Source organism: Helicobacter pylori (genome assembly GCF_014496965.1).
Lineage (GTDB): Bacteria > Campylobacterota > Campylobacteria > Campylobacterales > Helicobacteraceae > Helicobacter > Helicobacter pylori_CZ.
Genome location: NZ_JACTCR010000011.1, coordinates 16,765 through 30,429, shown reverse-complemented (window position 1 = coordinate 30,429; position 13,665 = coordinate 16,765). Strand labels below are relative to the sequence as shown.

Annotated in this window: 14 protein-coding genes and 1 pseudogene; 7 read left to right on the top strand and 8 right to left on the bottom strand. The window is 37.6% G+C overall.

Features of this window, described 5'->3' with window-relative positions:
- Window positions 1-95: 95 nt before the first annotated feature.
- Window positions 96-1,271, top strand: a complete 1,176-nt coding sequence (locus H7O61_RS05120) for a glycosyltransferase family 8 protein (protein WP_187875330.1) — start codon at window positions 96-98, stop codon at window positions 1,269-1,271.
- Window positions 1,272-1,330: 59 nt separating this feature from the next.
- Here H7O61_RS05120 and H7O61_RS05115 read toward each other — a convergent pair.
- Window positions 1,331-2,549: pseudogene (locus H7O61_RS05115) on the bottom strand (Mrp/NBP35 family ATP-binding protein).
- Between H7O61_RS05115 and H7O61_RS05110 the strand changes: the two are divergent.
- Both H7O61_RS05110 and H7O61_RS05105 read left to right on the top strand, forming a co-directional pair.
- Window positions 2,538-5,651, top strand: a complete 3,114-nt coding sequence (locus H7O61_RS05110; protein WP_187875328.1) for an AAA family ATPase — start codon at window positions 2,538-2,540, stop codon at window positions 5,649-5,651. The pseudogene H7O61_RS05115 and the gene H7O61_RS05110 overlap by 12 nt on opposite strands.
- A gap of 77 nt (window positions 5,652-5,728) precedes the next feature.
- Complete coding sequence (locus tag H7O61_RS05105; RefSeq protein ID WP_078215429.1) at window positions 5,729-6,112, top strand: hypothetical protein; 384 nt, start codon at window positions 5,729-5,731, stop codon at window positions 6,110-6,112.
- A gap of 734 nt (window positions 6,113-6,846) precedes the next feature.
- Here H7O61_RS05105 and H7O61_RS05100 read toward each other — a convergent pair.
- The 7 genes from H7O61_RS05100 to metK all read right to left on the bottom strand — a co-directional run bounded on the left by H7O61_RS05100 (window position 6,847) and on the right by metK (window position 11,471).
- Window positions 6,847-7,149: a hypothetical protein gene (locus H7O61_RS05100; RefSeq protein ID WP_187875327.1), complete on the bottom strand. Its 303-nt coding sequence runs from the start codon at window positions 7,147-7,149 to the stop codon at window positions 6,847-6,849.
- 23 nt (window positions 7,150-7,172) lie between these two features.
- On the bottom strand, window positions 7,173-8,168 hold the full coding sequence (gene fabH, locus H7O61_RS05095) for a ketoacyl-ACP synthase III (protein WP_187842217.1): 996 nt from the start codon (window positions 8,166-8,168) through the stop codon (window positions 7,173-7,175).
- A gap of 24 nt (window positions 8,169-8,192) precedes the next feature.
- Window positions 8,193-9,212, bottom strand: a complete 1,020-nt coding sequence (plsX, locus tag H7O61_RS05090; protein WP_187875344.1) for a phosphate acyltransferase PlsX — start codon at window positions 9,210-9,212, stop codon at window positions 8,193-8,195.
- 77 nt (window positions 9,213-9,289) lie between these two features.
- Window positions 9,290-9,436: a 50S ribosomal protein L32 gene (gene rpmF, locus H7O61_RS05085; RefSeq protein WP_000290428.1), complete on the bottom strand. Its 147-nt coding sequence runs from the start codon at window positions 9,434-9,436 to the stop codon at window positions 9,290-9,292.
- Window positions 9,437-9,451: 15 nt separating this feature from the next.
- Entirely contained in the window at window positions 9,452-9,808 is a 357-nt protein-coding gene (locus H7O61_RS05080) for a DUF177 domain-containing protein (RefSeq protein WP_001159199.1), read from the bottom strand.
- Window positions 9,809-9,833: 25 nt separating this feature from the next.
- Window positions 9,834-10,247 carry a nucleoside-diphosphate kinase gene (gene ndk / locus H7O61_RS05075; RefSeq protein ID WP_015087508.1) on the bottom strand — a complete coding sequence of 138 codons (414 nt, stop codon included), beginning with the start codon at window positions 10,245-10,247 and terminating at the stop codon, window positions 9,834-9,836.
- 66 nt (window positions 10,248-10,313) lie between these two features.
- Entirely contained in the window at window positions 10,314-11,471 is a 1,158-nt protein-coding gene (metK, locus tag H7O61_RS05070; protein WP_187875326.1) for a methionine adenosyltransferase, read from the bottom strand.
- A 299-nt stretch (window positions 11,472-11,770) separates the two neighbouring features.
- On the opposite strand from metK, the gene H7O61_RS05065 reads away from it, so the two are divergent.
- The 4 genes from H7O61_RS05065 to H7O61_RS05055 are packed head-to-tail and all read left to right on the top strand — an operon-like array spanning window position 11,771 to window position 13,665.
- Window positions 11,771-12,199 carry a hypothetical protein gene (locus H7O61_RS05065; protein WP_001929257.1) on the top strand — a complete coding sequence of 143 codons (429 nt, stop codon included), beginning with the start codon at window positions 11,771-11,773 and terminating at the stop codon, window positions 12,197-12,199.
- A complete protein-coding gene (locus H7O61_RS07975) occupies window positions 12,189-12,320 on the top strand; it encodes a hypothetical protein (RefSeq protein WP_269434249.1) in 132 nt (43 codons plus the stop codon). Before H7O61_RS05065 ends, H7O61_RS07975 begins: the two co-directional genes overlap by 11 nt.
- A complete protein-coding gene (locus H7O61_RS05060) occupies window positions 12,317-13,465 on the top strand; it encodes a tyrosine-type recombinase/integrase (RefSeq protein WP_187875325.1) in 1,149 nt (382 codons plus the stop codon). The genes H7O61_RS07975 and H7O61_RS05060 overlap by 4 nt, the downstream gene beginning before the upstream one ends.
- Window positions 13,462-13,665 (top strand): hypothetical protein, encoded by a 204-nt coding sequence (locus tag H7O61_RS05055; protein ID WP_187875324.1) that lies wholly within the window; start codon window positions 13,462-13,464, stop codon window positions 13,663-13,665. Before H7O61_RS05060 ends, H7O61_RS05055 begins: the two co-directional genes overlap by 4 nt.

Here is a 13,665-nt window from a genome sequence, read left to right as displayed (position 1 = left end):
TCTCATTATAGTTTTGAAAAAAAAAAAAAACGATAAAATCACAAACCCCCCTTTTTACAAAAAGCGGATTCAATTTAAAGATTTAAGGATTGTGCATGCAAGAGATTGTCCCTATTGTCGTGACTTTTGATAACAATTATTGTATCCCTGCTAGCGTGAGCTTATTTTCCATGCTAGCAAACGCCAAACGAGAGAGAGAGAGAGTAAAACTCTTTTATAAAATCCATTGTTTGGTGGAGGGTTTAAGCCCAGAGAATATAGCCAAATTAGAAGAAACGATCGCTCCTTTTAGCGCTTTTTCTAGCATAGAGTTTTTGGATATTACTGATAAAGAATTAGAACCACGCCATAATTATGATAAGCTTGATCCTTTAATAGCTAATGAAATTAAAAAATTGTATTTAAAACTCAATTCTTTTTCGCAAAAACGCTTTTCTAAAATGATCATGTGCCGTTTCTTTTTCGCTTCTCTTTTCCCCCAATACGAAAAGATGATCATGTTTGATGTGGATACTTTGTTTGTGGGCGATATTAGCGAGAGCTTTTTTATCCCCCTTGATGATCATTATTTTGGGGCTGCGAGAGAAAAAGATTTGATCGCTATGAACAGGAATTCGGCTAAGGATTTATACGAATTACGCCAAATGCGTGCAAAAACCATTGGTGTCGCTGACGCTTTCCCTAATTTAAAAGAAGCTCAAATCCTTTTTGACAACTACTTTAACGCCGGGTTTTTAGCCTTAAATTTAAAATCATGGCGTAAAGAAAATCTTGAAAACCAATTGATTGGATTTTTCCTTTTGAAAAATGAAAAACTTTTATTTACCGATCAAGATGCTCTGTGTTTTGTGTGCCGTGGTAGGATTTTAGAATTGCCTTATTCATACAATGCCCACCCTAGTTTCCTTGATACGCCCTCATTCCCCAGCATTGAAGAAGCGCGCATGCTGCATTTTTGGGGCGATAAACCCTGGAAGCTCTTCAGCGTCATTGGCGCGAAAAAATGGCATGAAGCGTTGATTCAAACGCCGTTTAAAGACGCCTATTTTAACGCTCCTTTTTTGGATCACCTCTTTGAATCCCTTCAAAACAGGGATAAAGAAATCCACGCTCTTAATAAAATCCTGTCTTTTTCAGGCAAACGGCATTCTTTTGAATTTCTTCTGCCCAGGCTTTCTTCTAAACTCCTTATAGAATTTTTGCTTTTTAAAGCCAAACAAAAAGTGAAGCGATTGGTTAAAAAAATGCTAAAAGTATTTTTTAAAATTTAACACAAAAGGGCTTGACGCTAAGTCAAGCGGTATTTTCTTAAAAAAGCGGTCTTTCAAAACTAATGCGAACAAGCATGCGTTTGCGTGGGCTGGATGTCCTTATTATCGGCTAGTTTTTCCCTTTCCACCTTATCTAAAAAAGCGCTCAAATCCTTTGCCATTTTTTCAAAAATCTTAGCACTTACGCTAGTGGGATGAGAAATCACAATCGGTTCGCCCTTATCCCCCCCTAAACGCACTTTAGGCTCTAAAGGGAGCTTGGCTAAAATCTGCGTGTGATAAGCCTCTAATAATCCACTCATGGAATTTGAGCCAAAAATCTCGCTCTCTTTCTTGCAATGTTCGCACACAAAACTCCCCATATTTTCTACAATCCCTGCAATAGGAATGTGTAGTTTCTTAAACATGTCCAAACTCCGTTTAGCGTCATCTAAACTCACGATTTGAGGCGTGGTAACGGTGATTCCTGCACTCAAAGGCACGGCTTGGGCTAGCGTGAGCTGCGCATCGCCTGTTCCTGGGGGCATATCCACCACCAAAACATCTAAATCCCCCCAAATAATATCGCTTAACATCTGCTCAATCGCTCGCATGAGCATGGGCCCTCTCCAAATGAGACTCTGCCCTTCATCATACAAAAGCCCCATGCTCATCACAGAAACGCCAAAAGCCTTTAAAGGAATGAGTTTTTTACCGCTAGGATCCATGATCACATCAGCGTTTTGCAAACCCATCATTCTAGGGATATTAGGGCCATACACATCAGCGTCCAATAACCCCACTTTTTGGTTTAAATTCGCTAAAGCGATGCTTAAATTCACGCTGGTGGTGCTTTTACCCACACCGCCCTTACCTGAGCTTATCATGACCACATGCTTGATGTTTTTAGCCAGATTTTTAGTGGTGGGCTTTGGGGCTTGCGGTTTAGGCGGGGTTTTAATATCCAAATTCAAAGCTTTCACGCCTTTTTCTTGCATCGCTTTGGAGATATTTTCCCTTAAAATCGCGTTCGTTTCTTCAGAGCTTGAGGGGATTTCTATTAAAAGCCCTAATTGATCGTCATGCAAGGTGATGTTTTTAACAAAACCAAAGCTGACAATATCCTTTTCAAAATTAGGGTAGATGATCGTTTTTAACGCGTTTAAGACGTCTTCTTGGGTGAGCATTTTAATCCTTAAAATGATAGTATTTGGATTTTCTTTATAGCATGTTTTGTTTAATTTTGCATTATAAATTGAGTTTTTAAAAAAAGATAAGGGATAAGGCATGAAACTTCATAAGCGTGTTTTGAAATTGCACCATTTTAGGAATTTGGGTAAAAACTCGCCTACCAAATTGCTTTTAAATTCAAGTTTTGATGAAAAACATGGAGGGTTGGTGGTTTTAGTGGGGGAAAATAATGTCGGTAAAAGCAATGTTTTAGAAGCTTTGAAAATCTTTAATGATACGGATATTAAACTTTGTGGGGAGGAAGATTATTTCAAAGACCATGAAAAAGACACCCTTTTAAGTTTAGAAGAAGAAACAATCCTTGATCACAAAATCACAGATTTTTCTTGCGTGGATTTGAGAATCCAATCTAAGGAAGTTAATAAGGGATTAAAGGAATTATCAAAAACGCTAATCAGCTATCCTTTTGAAAAACATGTAGAAGCTTTAGGGGAACAATGCAGTAACTTCGTTTCTATTCCCATTAACAATGACGACTATTCAAATATTTGCACTTTTGTGAGTGATTTTATAAATCTTATAGCTTCTTACAATTTATTAGAATCATTTTTAGATTTTTATAAAGATAAATTAAAATTGAGCGAGCTTGTAACTGAATATGCCAACGCAACCAATAATCTGCTTTTCAAAAAATTAATCAAACATTTAAGTGGCAACAATCAATTGGTTAAAAATTTTTGTCAGTGCATTAAAGAAATCATAAAGTGCAATACGCCTAATAAAAAATACAACACAGATGAATTTTTCGTCATGGGGCAACACAAACAAAATCAATTAGCAAAAATTTATGCTCATTTTAAAGGATTTAGTGAAGGTGAAATCAAACCACAAAATGAAGGCATCTTAAAAAAGCTAAAAAGTTTAGATGAAATTTTTAAGACTACCGACTTTAATACAAAATTCACACTAAAAACTGAAGTGAATGATATTATTGAAGTGAATGATATTATTAAAGAGATAGATGAAAAATACCCTATCAATGAAAATTTTAAACGGCAATTTAGAACATTCCAATCAAATATAATCAGCCTTAAAAAGAGAATTAAAAATTCTTTAAAAAACCTTGATGAAATCAGAGAGGGTTTTAAACTAAAAAAAGAATCATGGATAAAAGAAATTGAAAATGACTGCAAAAATCAAAAAACGCTAAAGTTTAATTATGATGTTTTGTTGGATAATATCCAACAAATATGCGAAAAATATATAGCAAGCCATGTTGTTAGCGACGAGTCTAAAGATATTAAATCCATGATGTGTCAGTTTTATTTGGAAAAAATGGAATTGTTATCAAATTCAAAAATTAGGCGATACCAATACGATGATCTTTTGAAATCAGCAAGAAAATTTCTGTGGGAAGACATAAAAACTTTAGACAATGAGAGTGGCATTTATTTGTTCCCTAAAAATATTGGTGAAATCAAGGATAAATTTGAAGCAAACAAGGAAAAATTCAAACAAAGCAAAAATGTTTCTGAGTTCGCAGAATATTGCCGAGAGTGTAACCCCTATACAGCGTTTAACTTTCATCTAAATAATGGTTTATCTCATCAATTTGAAAAATTCGTGCCAATCATGAAAGAATACAAAGAGCCAAAAATCACAGATAATGACCTTAAGACTGCATTATTCACTCTCTTTGGTTATTCTTCCCCTTCTGAATTTAACCAATCGGATTGGTTCTTTAGAAATTCATTATTTAGGAAAATGGACTTTCACCCTAATGCAATTTGGAATTTTTTTGGGAGCATTTTAAAAGATGGTCAAGCGTTACAAATAATAATGTTTGATAAGAATAATGATTTAGAAATTTATGATTCTGAAAAATCGTTCAATATCCCTGAAAAATACTTACAAGAAAGAGATCAAAAAGAGATCAAACAATCAAAATATCTTTCAACTGAAGTAAAAGGCGAATGCAATAACAATGTATGTCAATTTGAATTTTTTAAAAAAGACACAAGCCACCTTTTATTTAAAGTAAATTTTACAGAAATATTAGAAAATATTGCAGAAATCTTGGAATACAACATGCAATTAAAAATAAATTCTTTAATCACAAAAGAATTTAACAAGCTTTTAGCGATCGCTGAAGATAGTCCCCAAGATAGTTACCAATTAAAAATTCGTGTCCGGCACAACAATAAATTTTATGATTATTCAAAGGAATCTACGGCATATGAAATAAAACTTGAAATTCATGATTGCAGAAAATCTGATAATCAAAATGAGCCAATCATCTTAAGCCAGCAAAGCACAGGCTTCCAATGGGCGTTTAATTTCATGTTTGGTTTTCTTTATAATGTGGGATCACATTTTAGCCTTAACAAGAATATTATCTATGTCATGGACGAGCCAGCCACTCATTTGAGCGTGCCAGCCAGAAAGGAGTTTAGGAAATTTTTAAAAGAATACGCTCATAAAAATCATGTTACTTTTGTTTTAGCCACCCATGACCCCTTTTTAGTGGATACGGATCATTTAGATGAAATAAGGATTGTGGAAAAAGAAACAGAAGGTTCTGCGATTAAGAATCACTTTAACTATCCCTTAAATAATGCAGGCAAAGACTCCGACGCTTTGGATAAAATCAAACGCTCTTTAGGGGTGGGTCAGCATGTTTTTCATAACCCCCAAAAACACCGAATCATCTTTGTAGAAGGCATCACGGATTATTGTTATTTGAGCGCTTTTAAATTGTATTTGCGTTACAAAGAATACAAAGACAACCCCATTCCTTTCACTTTCTTACCCATTTCAGGGCTTAAAAACAATCCAAACAAGATGAAAGAAACCATTCAAAAACTCTGCGAGTTAGACAATCACCCTATTGTTTTGACAGACGATGACAGAAAATGCGTTTTTAACCAACAAGCAACGAGCGAACGATTTAAAAGGGCTAATGAAGATTTGGGTAATCCCATCACAATCCTACAACTCTCAGATTGCAACAGGCGTTTCAAGCAAATTGAAGATTGTTTCAGCACAAACGATAGAAAAAAATACGCTGGAAATAAGCGAATGGAATTGAGCATGGCGTTCAAAACAAGGCTTTTGTATGGCGGAGAAGATGCGGTAGAAAAACAAACAAAAAGAAATTTTTTAAAATTATTCAAATGGGTTGCATGGGCTACAAACTTGATCAAAAACTAAACGCAACAAACGATTAAAAAAGAATATATCAAATTTGATTATAATACCCCACAAATACTATTATTGAAAGGATTTTGATGTTTAAAAAAATGTGTTTGAGCTTGCTGATGATAAGCGGTGTTTATGTGGGGGCAAAGGATTTGGATTTCAAGCTGGATTATCGCGCGACTGGGGGGAAACTCATGGGGAAAATGACGGATTCTAGTCTTTTAAGCATCACTTCTATGAACGATGAACCGGTGGTGATTAAAAATCTTATTGTCAATAGGGGAAATTCATGCGAAGCGACTAAAAAAGTAGAACCCAAATTGGGCGATAAGTTTAAAAAAGAAAAACTCTTTGATCATGAATTAAAGTATTCACAACAGATATTTTACCGCTTAGATTGCAAACCTAACCAATTGTTAGAAGTTAAAATCATCACGGACAAGGGCGAGTATTACCATAAATTTTCCAAATAGAAATTTGGTTTTTGTTCTAATGGGGTGTTGGGGATAAAATTTAAAAATGCTAAAAACATTTTTTAATATAAAAGTTTTCGTAGCAAACGGATAGCTTCTTGTAATGCGGTCTTAGAGGGTTAGGGGGGATTTAGTTGGGGGGTTAAAGGGGTATTAAAGCACAAAATATCCTCCTATCCCCTTAAGAGTTTTGCTATCAAACCAAGCAACCAAAGCCCCCTTTTTTAAAAAACAGACTAAAAAATATTAATTTCTATATTGGGTTCTCAATGGGTTGTTGGTTGAGTTTTTGGTTGAGACGCTACTAATCATTGGAAGAATTGGGTTCAAAAAAATATAAAAAATAACAAAAGGATGAGTATAACCGACTATTATAATAGTCAGTTATTTATCTTATAAAGTTAAAGAAGCTTATATAACCTAACTCAGATAAGTATAAATATTATGACAATAATTGGACCAATTATATAAGGAAAAAACATTATTATAGCAACTAGAATAGAGCCGAGATATTCAACGAATTTATCCCATATTCTACTAAAAAACCCATCACTCTCAACTTCATCGTCAGTATCTCGCCCTTAAATGCCATTATGGTAGCTCTAATAGCTGTTAATACTAACCCAATAATAACAATAGGTATTAAAAAGACTAGAATGCCTTTAAACATTATTCGTCTTTTACTTTAAAAATAATTTCTGCTATAAGAAATAAAATCCTTAAAGAAACCCCTTTTATGGAGTCCCTTTTTGAGCTTGCTCTAAAGCCATTTGTGCATGCTTGCAATCCTTTTTAAAAGACTTCGTAATAAAATTAACCTTAAGAGTCGAATCAAAGGCTTTGTGGCATTTTTTAAGCTTGTGATCGCGCTCTTGCGGATCTTGCAAGTAATATTTCACCGAATGCACAAAACTAAAATGAAACTCCATAGGAGGGATACGGCTATCTGGCGTGCCTTCACAATGATCACTACAATAAGTACTTTGCGCTTCTAAACCCCCTAGCATGACTAACAATAAAAAAACAACCTTTTTCATCAAAATATTCCTTCAATCTTTTCTTAACTTCCTCCAAAATACACCAACGCTGAACCCCAAGTCAATCCCCCACCAAAAGCGTCTAAAAGCATTAAATCGCCCTTTTTCAAACGCCCCTCTTCATAAGCTTCACACATGGCCATAGGGATACTGGCTGCTGAAGTGTTGCCGTATTTATGCACGGTTAAAACCACTTGCTCATCTTTAAAATCCAAATGCTCTCGCACCGCTTGAATGATCCTAAAATTAGCTTGATGCGGGATAAACAAGCGCACATCTTCAGGTTTGAGAGCGTTTTTTTCTAAGATCATTTCCACATCTTTTAAAAGCGTTTTTACCGCTAGTTTAAACACTTCATTGCCTTTCATGCGCAAAAAAGGCTCTAAAGCTTCTTCTTTAGCGTTAAAGGGCGTGGGTTTTAGAGTCCTTGGCGTATAGAGATAATTAGAAAAATTCCCGTTCGCTGAAATTTGCACATCTAAAACGCTCTCTTTTAAACGCTTGGTTCTGCCTATCACGCACGCCCCAGCCCCATCGCCAAATAAAATACAAGTCCCCCTATCTTTAAAATCTAACACGCTGCTCGTTTTTTCCGCCCCCACAATCAGCACATTTTCGCACATCCCACTCTCAACATAAGCCTTAGCCACCGATAATAAATAAATAAAACCCGTGCAAGCGGCTGAAATATCAAACGCCGGCTTGTTTTCAATGCCTAATTTCGCGCTCAACACGCAAGCGGTTGAAGGCATGGCTAAAAAATCAGGGCTTAAAGTCGCTACAACCACCAAATCAATGTCTTTTGGGGTTAAATGCGCTCTCTCTATGGCTTGTTTAGCCGCTATTACCCCTAAATCGCTGCTTTTTTCTTCATCGTTAGCGAAACGGCGTTCTTTGATACCGGTCCTTTTTTCTATCCACTCATCGCTGGTATCCAAAAATTGCTGGAACTCTGCATTTTTCACACGCTCGCTTGGAACATGCATCGCAATGGATTTAAGAGAGGCGTAAAATTCCATTCAATCCCCTTAACATAGTCATCTTTAAGCGTCTTGCTGATCACTTTGAGGCACAGAAACGCTAGGCTTCAAGCTCTCAAACGCCTTAGTGATCCTCAAACAAACCTGACTTTCAACAGCGCTAATAGCCTGATAAATCGCGCATTCAATCGCTCTAGCGTTGCTCTTGCCATGGCTAATGATCACGCTTTTATTCACGCCTAAAAGCGGTGCTCCCCCATATTCAGCGTAATCGGTTTTTTGTTTTAAAATATTAAACGCATTCTTAAGCATCAAAGCCCCCATTTTAGATTTAAAAGAGCTTTTAATTTCATCTTTAAAAATAGAGCCTATTGCGCTAGCGACCCCTTCTGTCGTCTTTAAGACCACATTCCCCATAAAGCCATCGCAAACCACCACATCCACAACCCCTTTGAAAATATCGCTCCCCTCCACATTGCCATAAAAGAAGTCGTAAGCTTTTAGCATTTTATGCGTTTCTTTAACGAGCATGTTCCCTTTAATATCTTCTTCGCCATTACTCAAAAGACCCACCTTAGGGCCATCATAATGCAACACGCTTTTAGCGTATTCATACCCCATAAGAGCAAAATCAATCAAATATTCAGGCTTGCAATCCGTGTTCGCTCCCGCATCTAATAGCACGCTAGGGCGTTTGCCAACGCTTGGCATTAAAGTGCAAATAGCAGGCCTTTCAACCCCCTTGATACGCCCTAAACGCAAGGTGGCTAAACCCATAGTCGCTCCGCTATGCCCCGCTGAAATCAAAGCGTCAGCCCCATTTTTCAAAATATCCATACCCAAGTAAATGGAAGATTCCTTACGCTTGATCGCCTCGGTGGCGGCTTCTTCCATTTTAATATAATCTTGCGTGTGGATCATTTCCACTTTGCTAGCTAACTCTTTAGAAATAAAAGGGGTTGCTTTGTCTTTATCCCCCACTAAAACCGCACTAAAACTCTTATTTTCTAAAGCCCTTGAGACTCCCTCAATAATGGGTAAAACCCCATGGTCAGCCCCCATTAAGTCTATTACAATTTTCATCATGCGTCCTTAAAAGGCTTGTTGCAATCCGTTGCAATCATTTAAAATACTTTCTATCATTAAAGATAGCTTTTATATTAGTATTCTTTAGTAAATTTGTTAATGTGGTGGGGAAGCTTCCAAGTGCCATCTTTAGCTTTTATGGGCTTAGCCAACTTAACGCTATAATGCGTGCGCCTTTTTGCCGCTCTTGTCTTACTCACTCTTCTATCAGGTACTGCCATAAATTCTCCTTAACTTCAATCTGCATAATGGTAGTCTAATCTAATAGACTCCACTTCAGAGCGTAAAATTTCGCTCAAATCAATAAAACCATTGAAAGATTCAATAACATCTAAATTATCAAAATCCAAACTTTGGCTTTGCGTATCCCACAACCCGTCTGAAATATGCAAAACCAACGACTCATCAAGGCTTTTTTTAAACTCTTTACCGCTTGTATCGCAAACAAGCATCAATTCACCCTTAAGGCGCGCTTTCAAGCGGAACAATTTCGCCCCCACTCGCACAACTTCGCCCTCTAAAACCACTCCCTCATGCTCTAAAGAAAACGCTTTAGGCGCATTAAAAGCGATTTTACGCATTTCAAATTGCATGCTTAACTTAAAACGCCCTTAAATCTTAAAGATCTCTAGCGGCAAAAAAGAAAGCGATTTCATTGTGCGCGTTTTCCAAACTATCGCTCCCATGCACCGCATTAGCGTCAATGCTTTCAGCAAAATCCGCTCTGATAGTGCCTTTTTGGGCGAGTTTGGGATCAGTCGCTCCCATAAGATCTCTGTTTTTAGCCACCGCATCTTGGCCCTCTAAAACCATAACCACCACCGGACCACTAACCATAAATTCTATTAAATCTTTAAAAAAGGGTCTCTCTCTGTGGATCGCATAAAAATTTTCAGCGTCTTTAACGCTCAAATGCAAGCGTTTCATCGCAATCACTTCCAAGCCGTTACTCTCAAAGCGATCAATGATTTTGCCTACCACTTTTTTTTTAAGTGCATCCGGTTTAATAATAGACAGCGTTCTTTGTTTCAATTTAAACTCCTTGTGAATTGTTGATTATACAAAAATTTTTTAAAATATTACCCTTAAAACATTTTTTTAACGCTTAAAGAACGCTTTAATCTCTTCGGCTTTGTTGGTTTTTTCCCAAGTGAATTCCTCTAGTTCTCGCCCAAAATGCCCATAAGCTGAAGTGAGCGAATAAATGGGCCTTAACAGATCCAAGCTTTCAATAATGCCTTTTGGCGTGAGTTTGAAAACCGATTTCACACATTTTTCCAACTCCGCGCTTGAATACTTGCTCGTGTTATGCGTATTCACATAAACAGACACCGGCTCTATCACCCCGATCGCATAAGCAAGCTGCACGGTCGCTTTATCGCAAACCCCACTCGCTACCAAATTTTTAGCCACATAGCGGGCCGCATAAGCTGCGCTCCTATCCACTTTACTAGGGTCTTTCCCGCTAAACGCTCCCCCGCCATGCGGGCAACTCCCCCCATAAGTATCCACGATGATTTTTCTGCCTGTTAAACCCGCATCGCCTTGCGGCCCACCGATAACGAATTTCCCTGTAGGATTGACAAAAAACTTGATATTGTCATGCAAATATTCTTTGGGTAAAACCTTATACACGATCTCTTCAATCACGGCTTCTTTTAAATGTTTTTGCGAAACTTCTGGGGAATGTTGGGTGGAAATGACAATCGTATCAATGCTTACAGGCTTGTTGTTTTCATAACGCACGCTCACTTGAGACTTGCCATCAGGCCTTAAAAAAGGCAGAGTGTTGTCTTTTCTCTTTTGAGCCAGAGCGAAAGTGAGCTGGTGCGCTAAATGAATGGGTAAGGGCATGAGCGTTTCAGTCTCCTTGCACGCATAACCAAACATAAGCCCTTGATCCCCTGCCCCAATCTCGCCATCTTCTCTATCCACGCCTTGATTAATATCGGGGCTTTGCTCGCCAATGCCATTTAAAACCGCCGCGCTTCTATAATCAAAGCCATAAAGAGCGTCTGTATAACCAATCTTTTTAACCACTTCTCTTGCAATCTCTTGCATAGGGGCATAAACAGAAGTTTTTAACTCACCAGTGATCATGCAAAACCCGTTAGAAACTAAAGTCTCGCATGCGACTTTGGCTTTTTTATCCCGCTCAATAATGTAATCTAAAACCGCATCGCTGATCTGATCAGCCATTTTATCAGGATGCCCCTCGGTTACTGATTCAGAAGTGAAAAGAAAACTATCTCTCATTGATTGTCCTTATTAAAATAATCCTTCGTATTCAAAATGGGCTTATTATAGCTTATTTCACACATCCAACAAAACTACACGCTAAAAACACTAAAAACCACAAAAGCAAAAATCTTTTTTAAGAGCCCACACAAGCGAGCTTATTTGAAAAAACCGAACGATTTTGGGCTTTCAAATACCCAAGCGGGGGGTTAATCTTTTTGTCTCACAATCAAAACAACATTTTTAAAAGCTAACGCATTTTAAACTAACCAAACGCCGAAAAAAAGGGCGTTAAAATACGAAAGGAGCCTCAAAATATGAGACAAGAACACGAGACAGCAACAGGCTTTAACCAGCTTCAAGCGATCACGCAAGCGATACATGCGCTAAAAAAGGGCGCGCCAAAGAACGCAACCAACCAATCAAGCGCTAACGCTAAAGCCCACACGCAAGAGCGAACGCAAACAGGCGAGAATGCCAACGCAAGCGATCCCACGCAACAAAGCGCGCTTAAACTTAAAGCCACAGCATGCGCTAAAAAAGGGCGCTTAAATCCAACTAAAAAAGCCTTTAGCGAGAGGCAAATAACCGCATTTAGAGACAACTCACAAGCAAGCGAGCTAAAACGCCTACAAACCAATCAAGCCAACAACTCCAACTTAAGAGCCGAACCAAGCAATGAAGCTTTTAAACCAGGCTTAGCAAAACATAAAGATTACCAAAAAGGGGGCAAAAATGAAGCCTAACAAAAACCTAAAAAAACTTAACAAGCCTTTAGGGAAAAGGGCGGATCGTTTTGAATGGGTTTTATTGGTAGCGTTTAGCGTGATTTTAGCTACAGCTTACGCTTTAAGGAGCTTGTTATGAAAAACACATTTACCTTATTCAAACGAACCTACAAGGGTATAGATACACTCCAGCTAAACTACCACGACAGCAAGAATAAACGCTTTAGGGTAAGCTTAAGAAAGGCTACGGATTGCTTAAAAATGGATGCAAACACGGCTTTAGAATATTTCAAAGAAAAAAGCCTAAAAGAGATTTTAGCTTTTATCCATCGTTTAGAAGCGGTAAAAGACGCTAATAAGCGCGTTAAATTCGCCGAAAAACAAACGCATAGAGTTCAATCAAAGATTACCATACTCCAGGCGTTAAATCGTTTTCTAGCGTTAAAAATAGGGCTAAAACAAACGAGTATCAACTCTTTAGAAAATGTTTTTAATAGCGTTTTTAGCTTAATGGGCTTGAAAGAAAGCGATAAGCTTAAAAAAATCACCAAAGAAAAGATCACACAATACCACCAAGCCACGCTACAACTCTATAAAAAGAACACGATCCACAACTTCAACGCTAACTTAAAAAGCTTTTTAGCGTTTTGTGAAAGCGAGCGGTTTTTACATCAAAATCCTTATTATGCGATCACGCTCAAAAACGCGCAAGAAGCCCAAGCGATCGAGCCTTTTAATTTAGAAGAGGTTAAAACCCTCATAGAAAATGCACCAAGCTTACGATTAAAAGCGTTTTTAGTGGTAGCGTTTTTTACCGGCATGCGCACAGGCGAGCAATTAGCTTTACAATGGGAAGACATTGACTTTAACGACAAAACGATCACTATTAATAAATCCTTGAACGAATTAGGGCAAATCACAAGCCCAAAAAACAAACCAAGCATTAGGGAAGTGGATCTATTAGAACCCGTGGAAAAAATCCTAAAAGAACTAAAAGAAAGCGAACCGGAAAATAAAAAATTCGTTTTCATAGACGCGCCCAAGCGATCAAGCATTTTTCAAAGGCATTTCAAAGCGCTTTTAAAAGACTTGAACTTGAAAGATCGAAAGCTATACACCACACGGCACACTTTTGCAAGCTTAATGTTAAGCCAGGGCGAAGAACCCATGTGGGTGAGTAAAACGCTAGGGCATAAGGATCTAAACACCACCTATAAAACTTACAGCCACTTTATCCCTAAACAAGACAAAGAAAGGGCTAAATTTACAAAGGGGATACTATGAAAAAGGAAAACACCATGGAAATTTTTCAATACCTAACCTACCAAACGATCAAAGAAAGCAATACGGATTTAAGTTTTTTTGATTTCATCCAAAAATTAGAAAAACTCCAAAAAACGCACACGATTAGATCGAGCGTTTGCAATGTGAGGAATAAGCGCGTAACAAGCTATTCAATCTTAATCCAAAAAAAGGCGGTGTGA

What these genes read in the sequence shown, in the direction of transcription:
- H7O61_RS05120 (WP_187875330.1), top strand. Translation starts at nt 96, where the DNA reads ATGCAAGAGATTGTCCCTATTGTCGTGACTTTTGATAACAATTATTGT.
- H7O61_RS05110 (WP_187875328.1), top strand. Translation starts at nt 2,538, where the DNA reads ATGAAACTTCATAAGCGTGTTTTGAAATTGCACCATTTTAGGAATTTG.
- H7O61_RS05105 (WP_078215429.1), top strand. Translation starts at nt 5,729, where the DNA reads ATGTTTAAAAAAATGTGTTTGAGCTTGCTGATGATAAGCGGTGTTTAT.
- H7O61_RS05100 (WP_187875327.1), bottom strand. Translation starts at nt 7,149, where the DNA reads ATGAAAAAGGTTGTTTTTTTATTGTTAGTCATGCTAGGGGGTTTAGAA.
- fabH (WP_187842217.1), bottom strand. Translation starts at nt 8,168, where the DNA reads ATGGAATTTTACGCCTCTCTTAAATCCATTGCGATGCATGTTCCAAGC.
- plsX (WP_187875344.1), bottom strand. Translation starts at nt 9,212, where the DNA reads ATGAAAATTGTAATAGACTTAATGGGGGCTGACCATGGGGTTTTACCC.
- rpmF (WP_000290428.1), bottom strand. Translation starts at nt 9,436, where the DNA reads ATGGCAGTACCTGATAGAAGAGTGAGTAAGACAAGAGCGGCAAAAAGG.
- H7O61_RS05080 (WP_001159199.1), bottom strand. Translation starts at nt 9,808, where the DNA reads ATGCAATTTGAAATGCGTAAAATCGCTTTTAATGCGCCTAAAGCGTTT.
- metK (WP_187875326.1), bottom strand. Translation starts at nt 11,471, where the DNA reads ATGAGAGATAGTTTTCTTTTCACTTCTGAATCAGTAACCGAGGGGCAT.
- H7O61_RS05065 (WP_001929257.1), top strand. Translation starts at nt 11,771, where the DNA reads ATGAGACAAGAACACGAGACAGCAACAGGCTTTAACCAGCTTCAAGCG.
- H7O61_RS07975 (WP_269434249.1), top strand. Translation starts at nt 12,189, where the DNA reads ATGAAGCCTAACAAAAACCTAAAAAAACTTAACAAGCCTTTAGGGAAA.
- H7O61_RS05060 (WP_187875325.1), top strand. Translation starts at nt 12,317, where the DNA reads ATGAAAAACACATTTACCTTATTCAAACGAACCTACAAGGGTATAGAT.
- H7O61_RS05055 (WP_187875324.1), top strand. Translation starts at nt 13,462, where the DNA reads ATGAAAAAGGAAAACACCATGGAAATTTTTCAATACCTAACCTACCAA.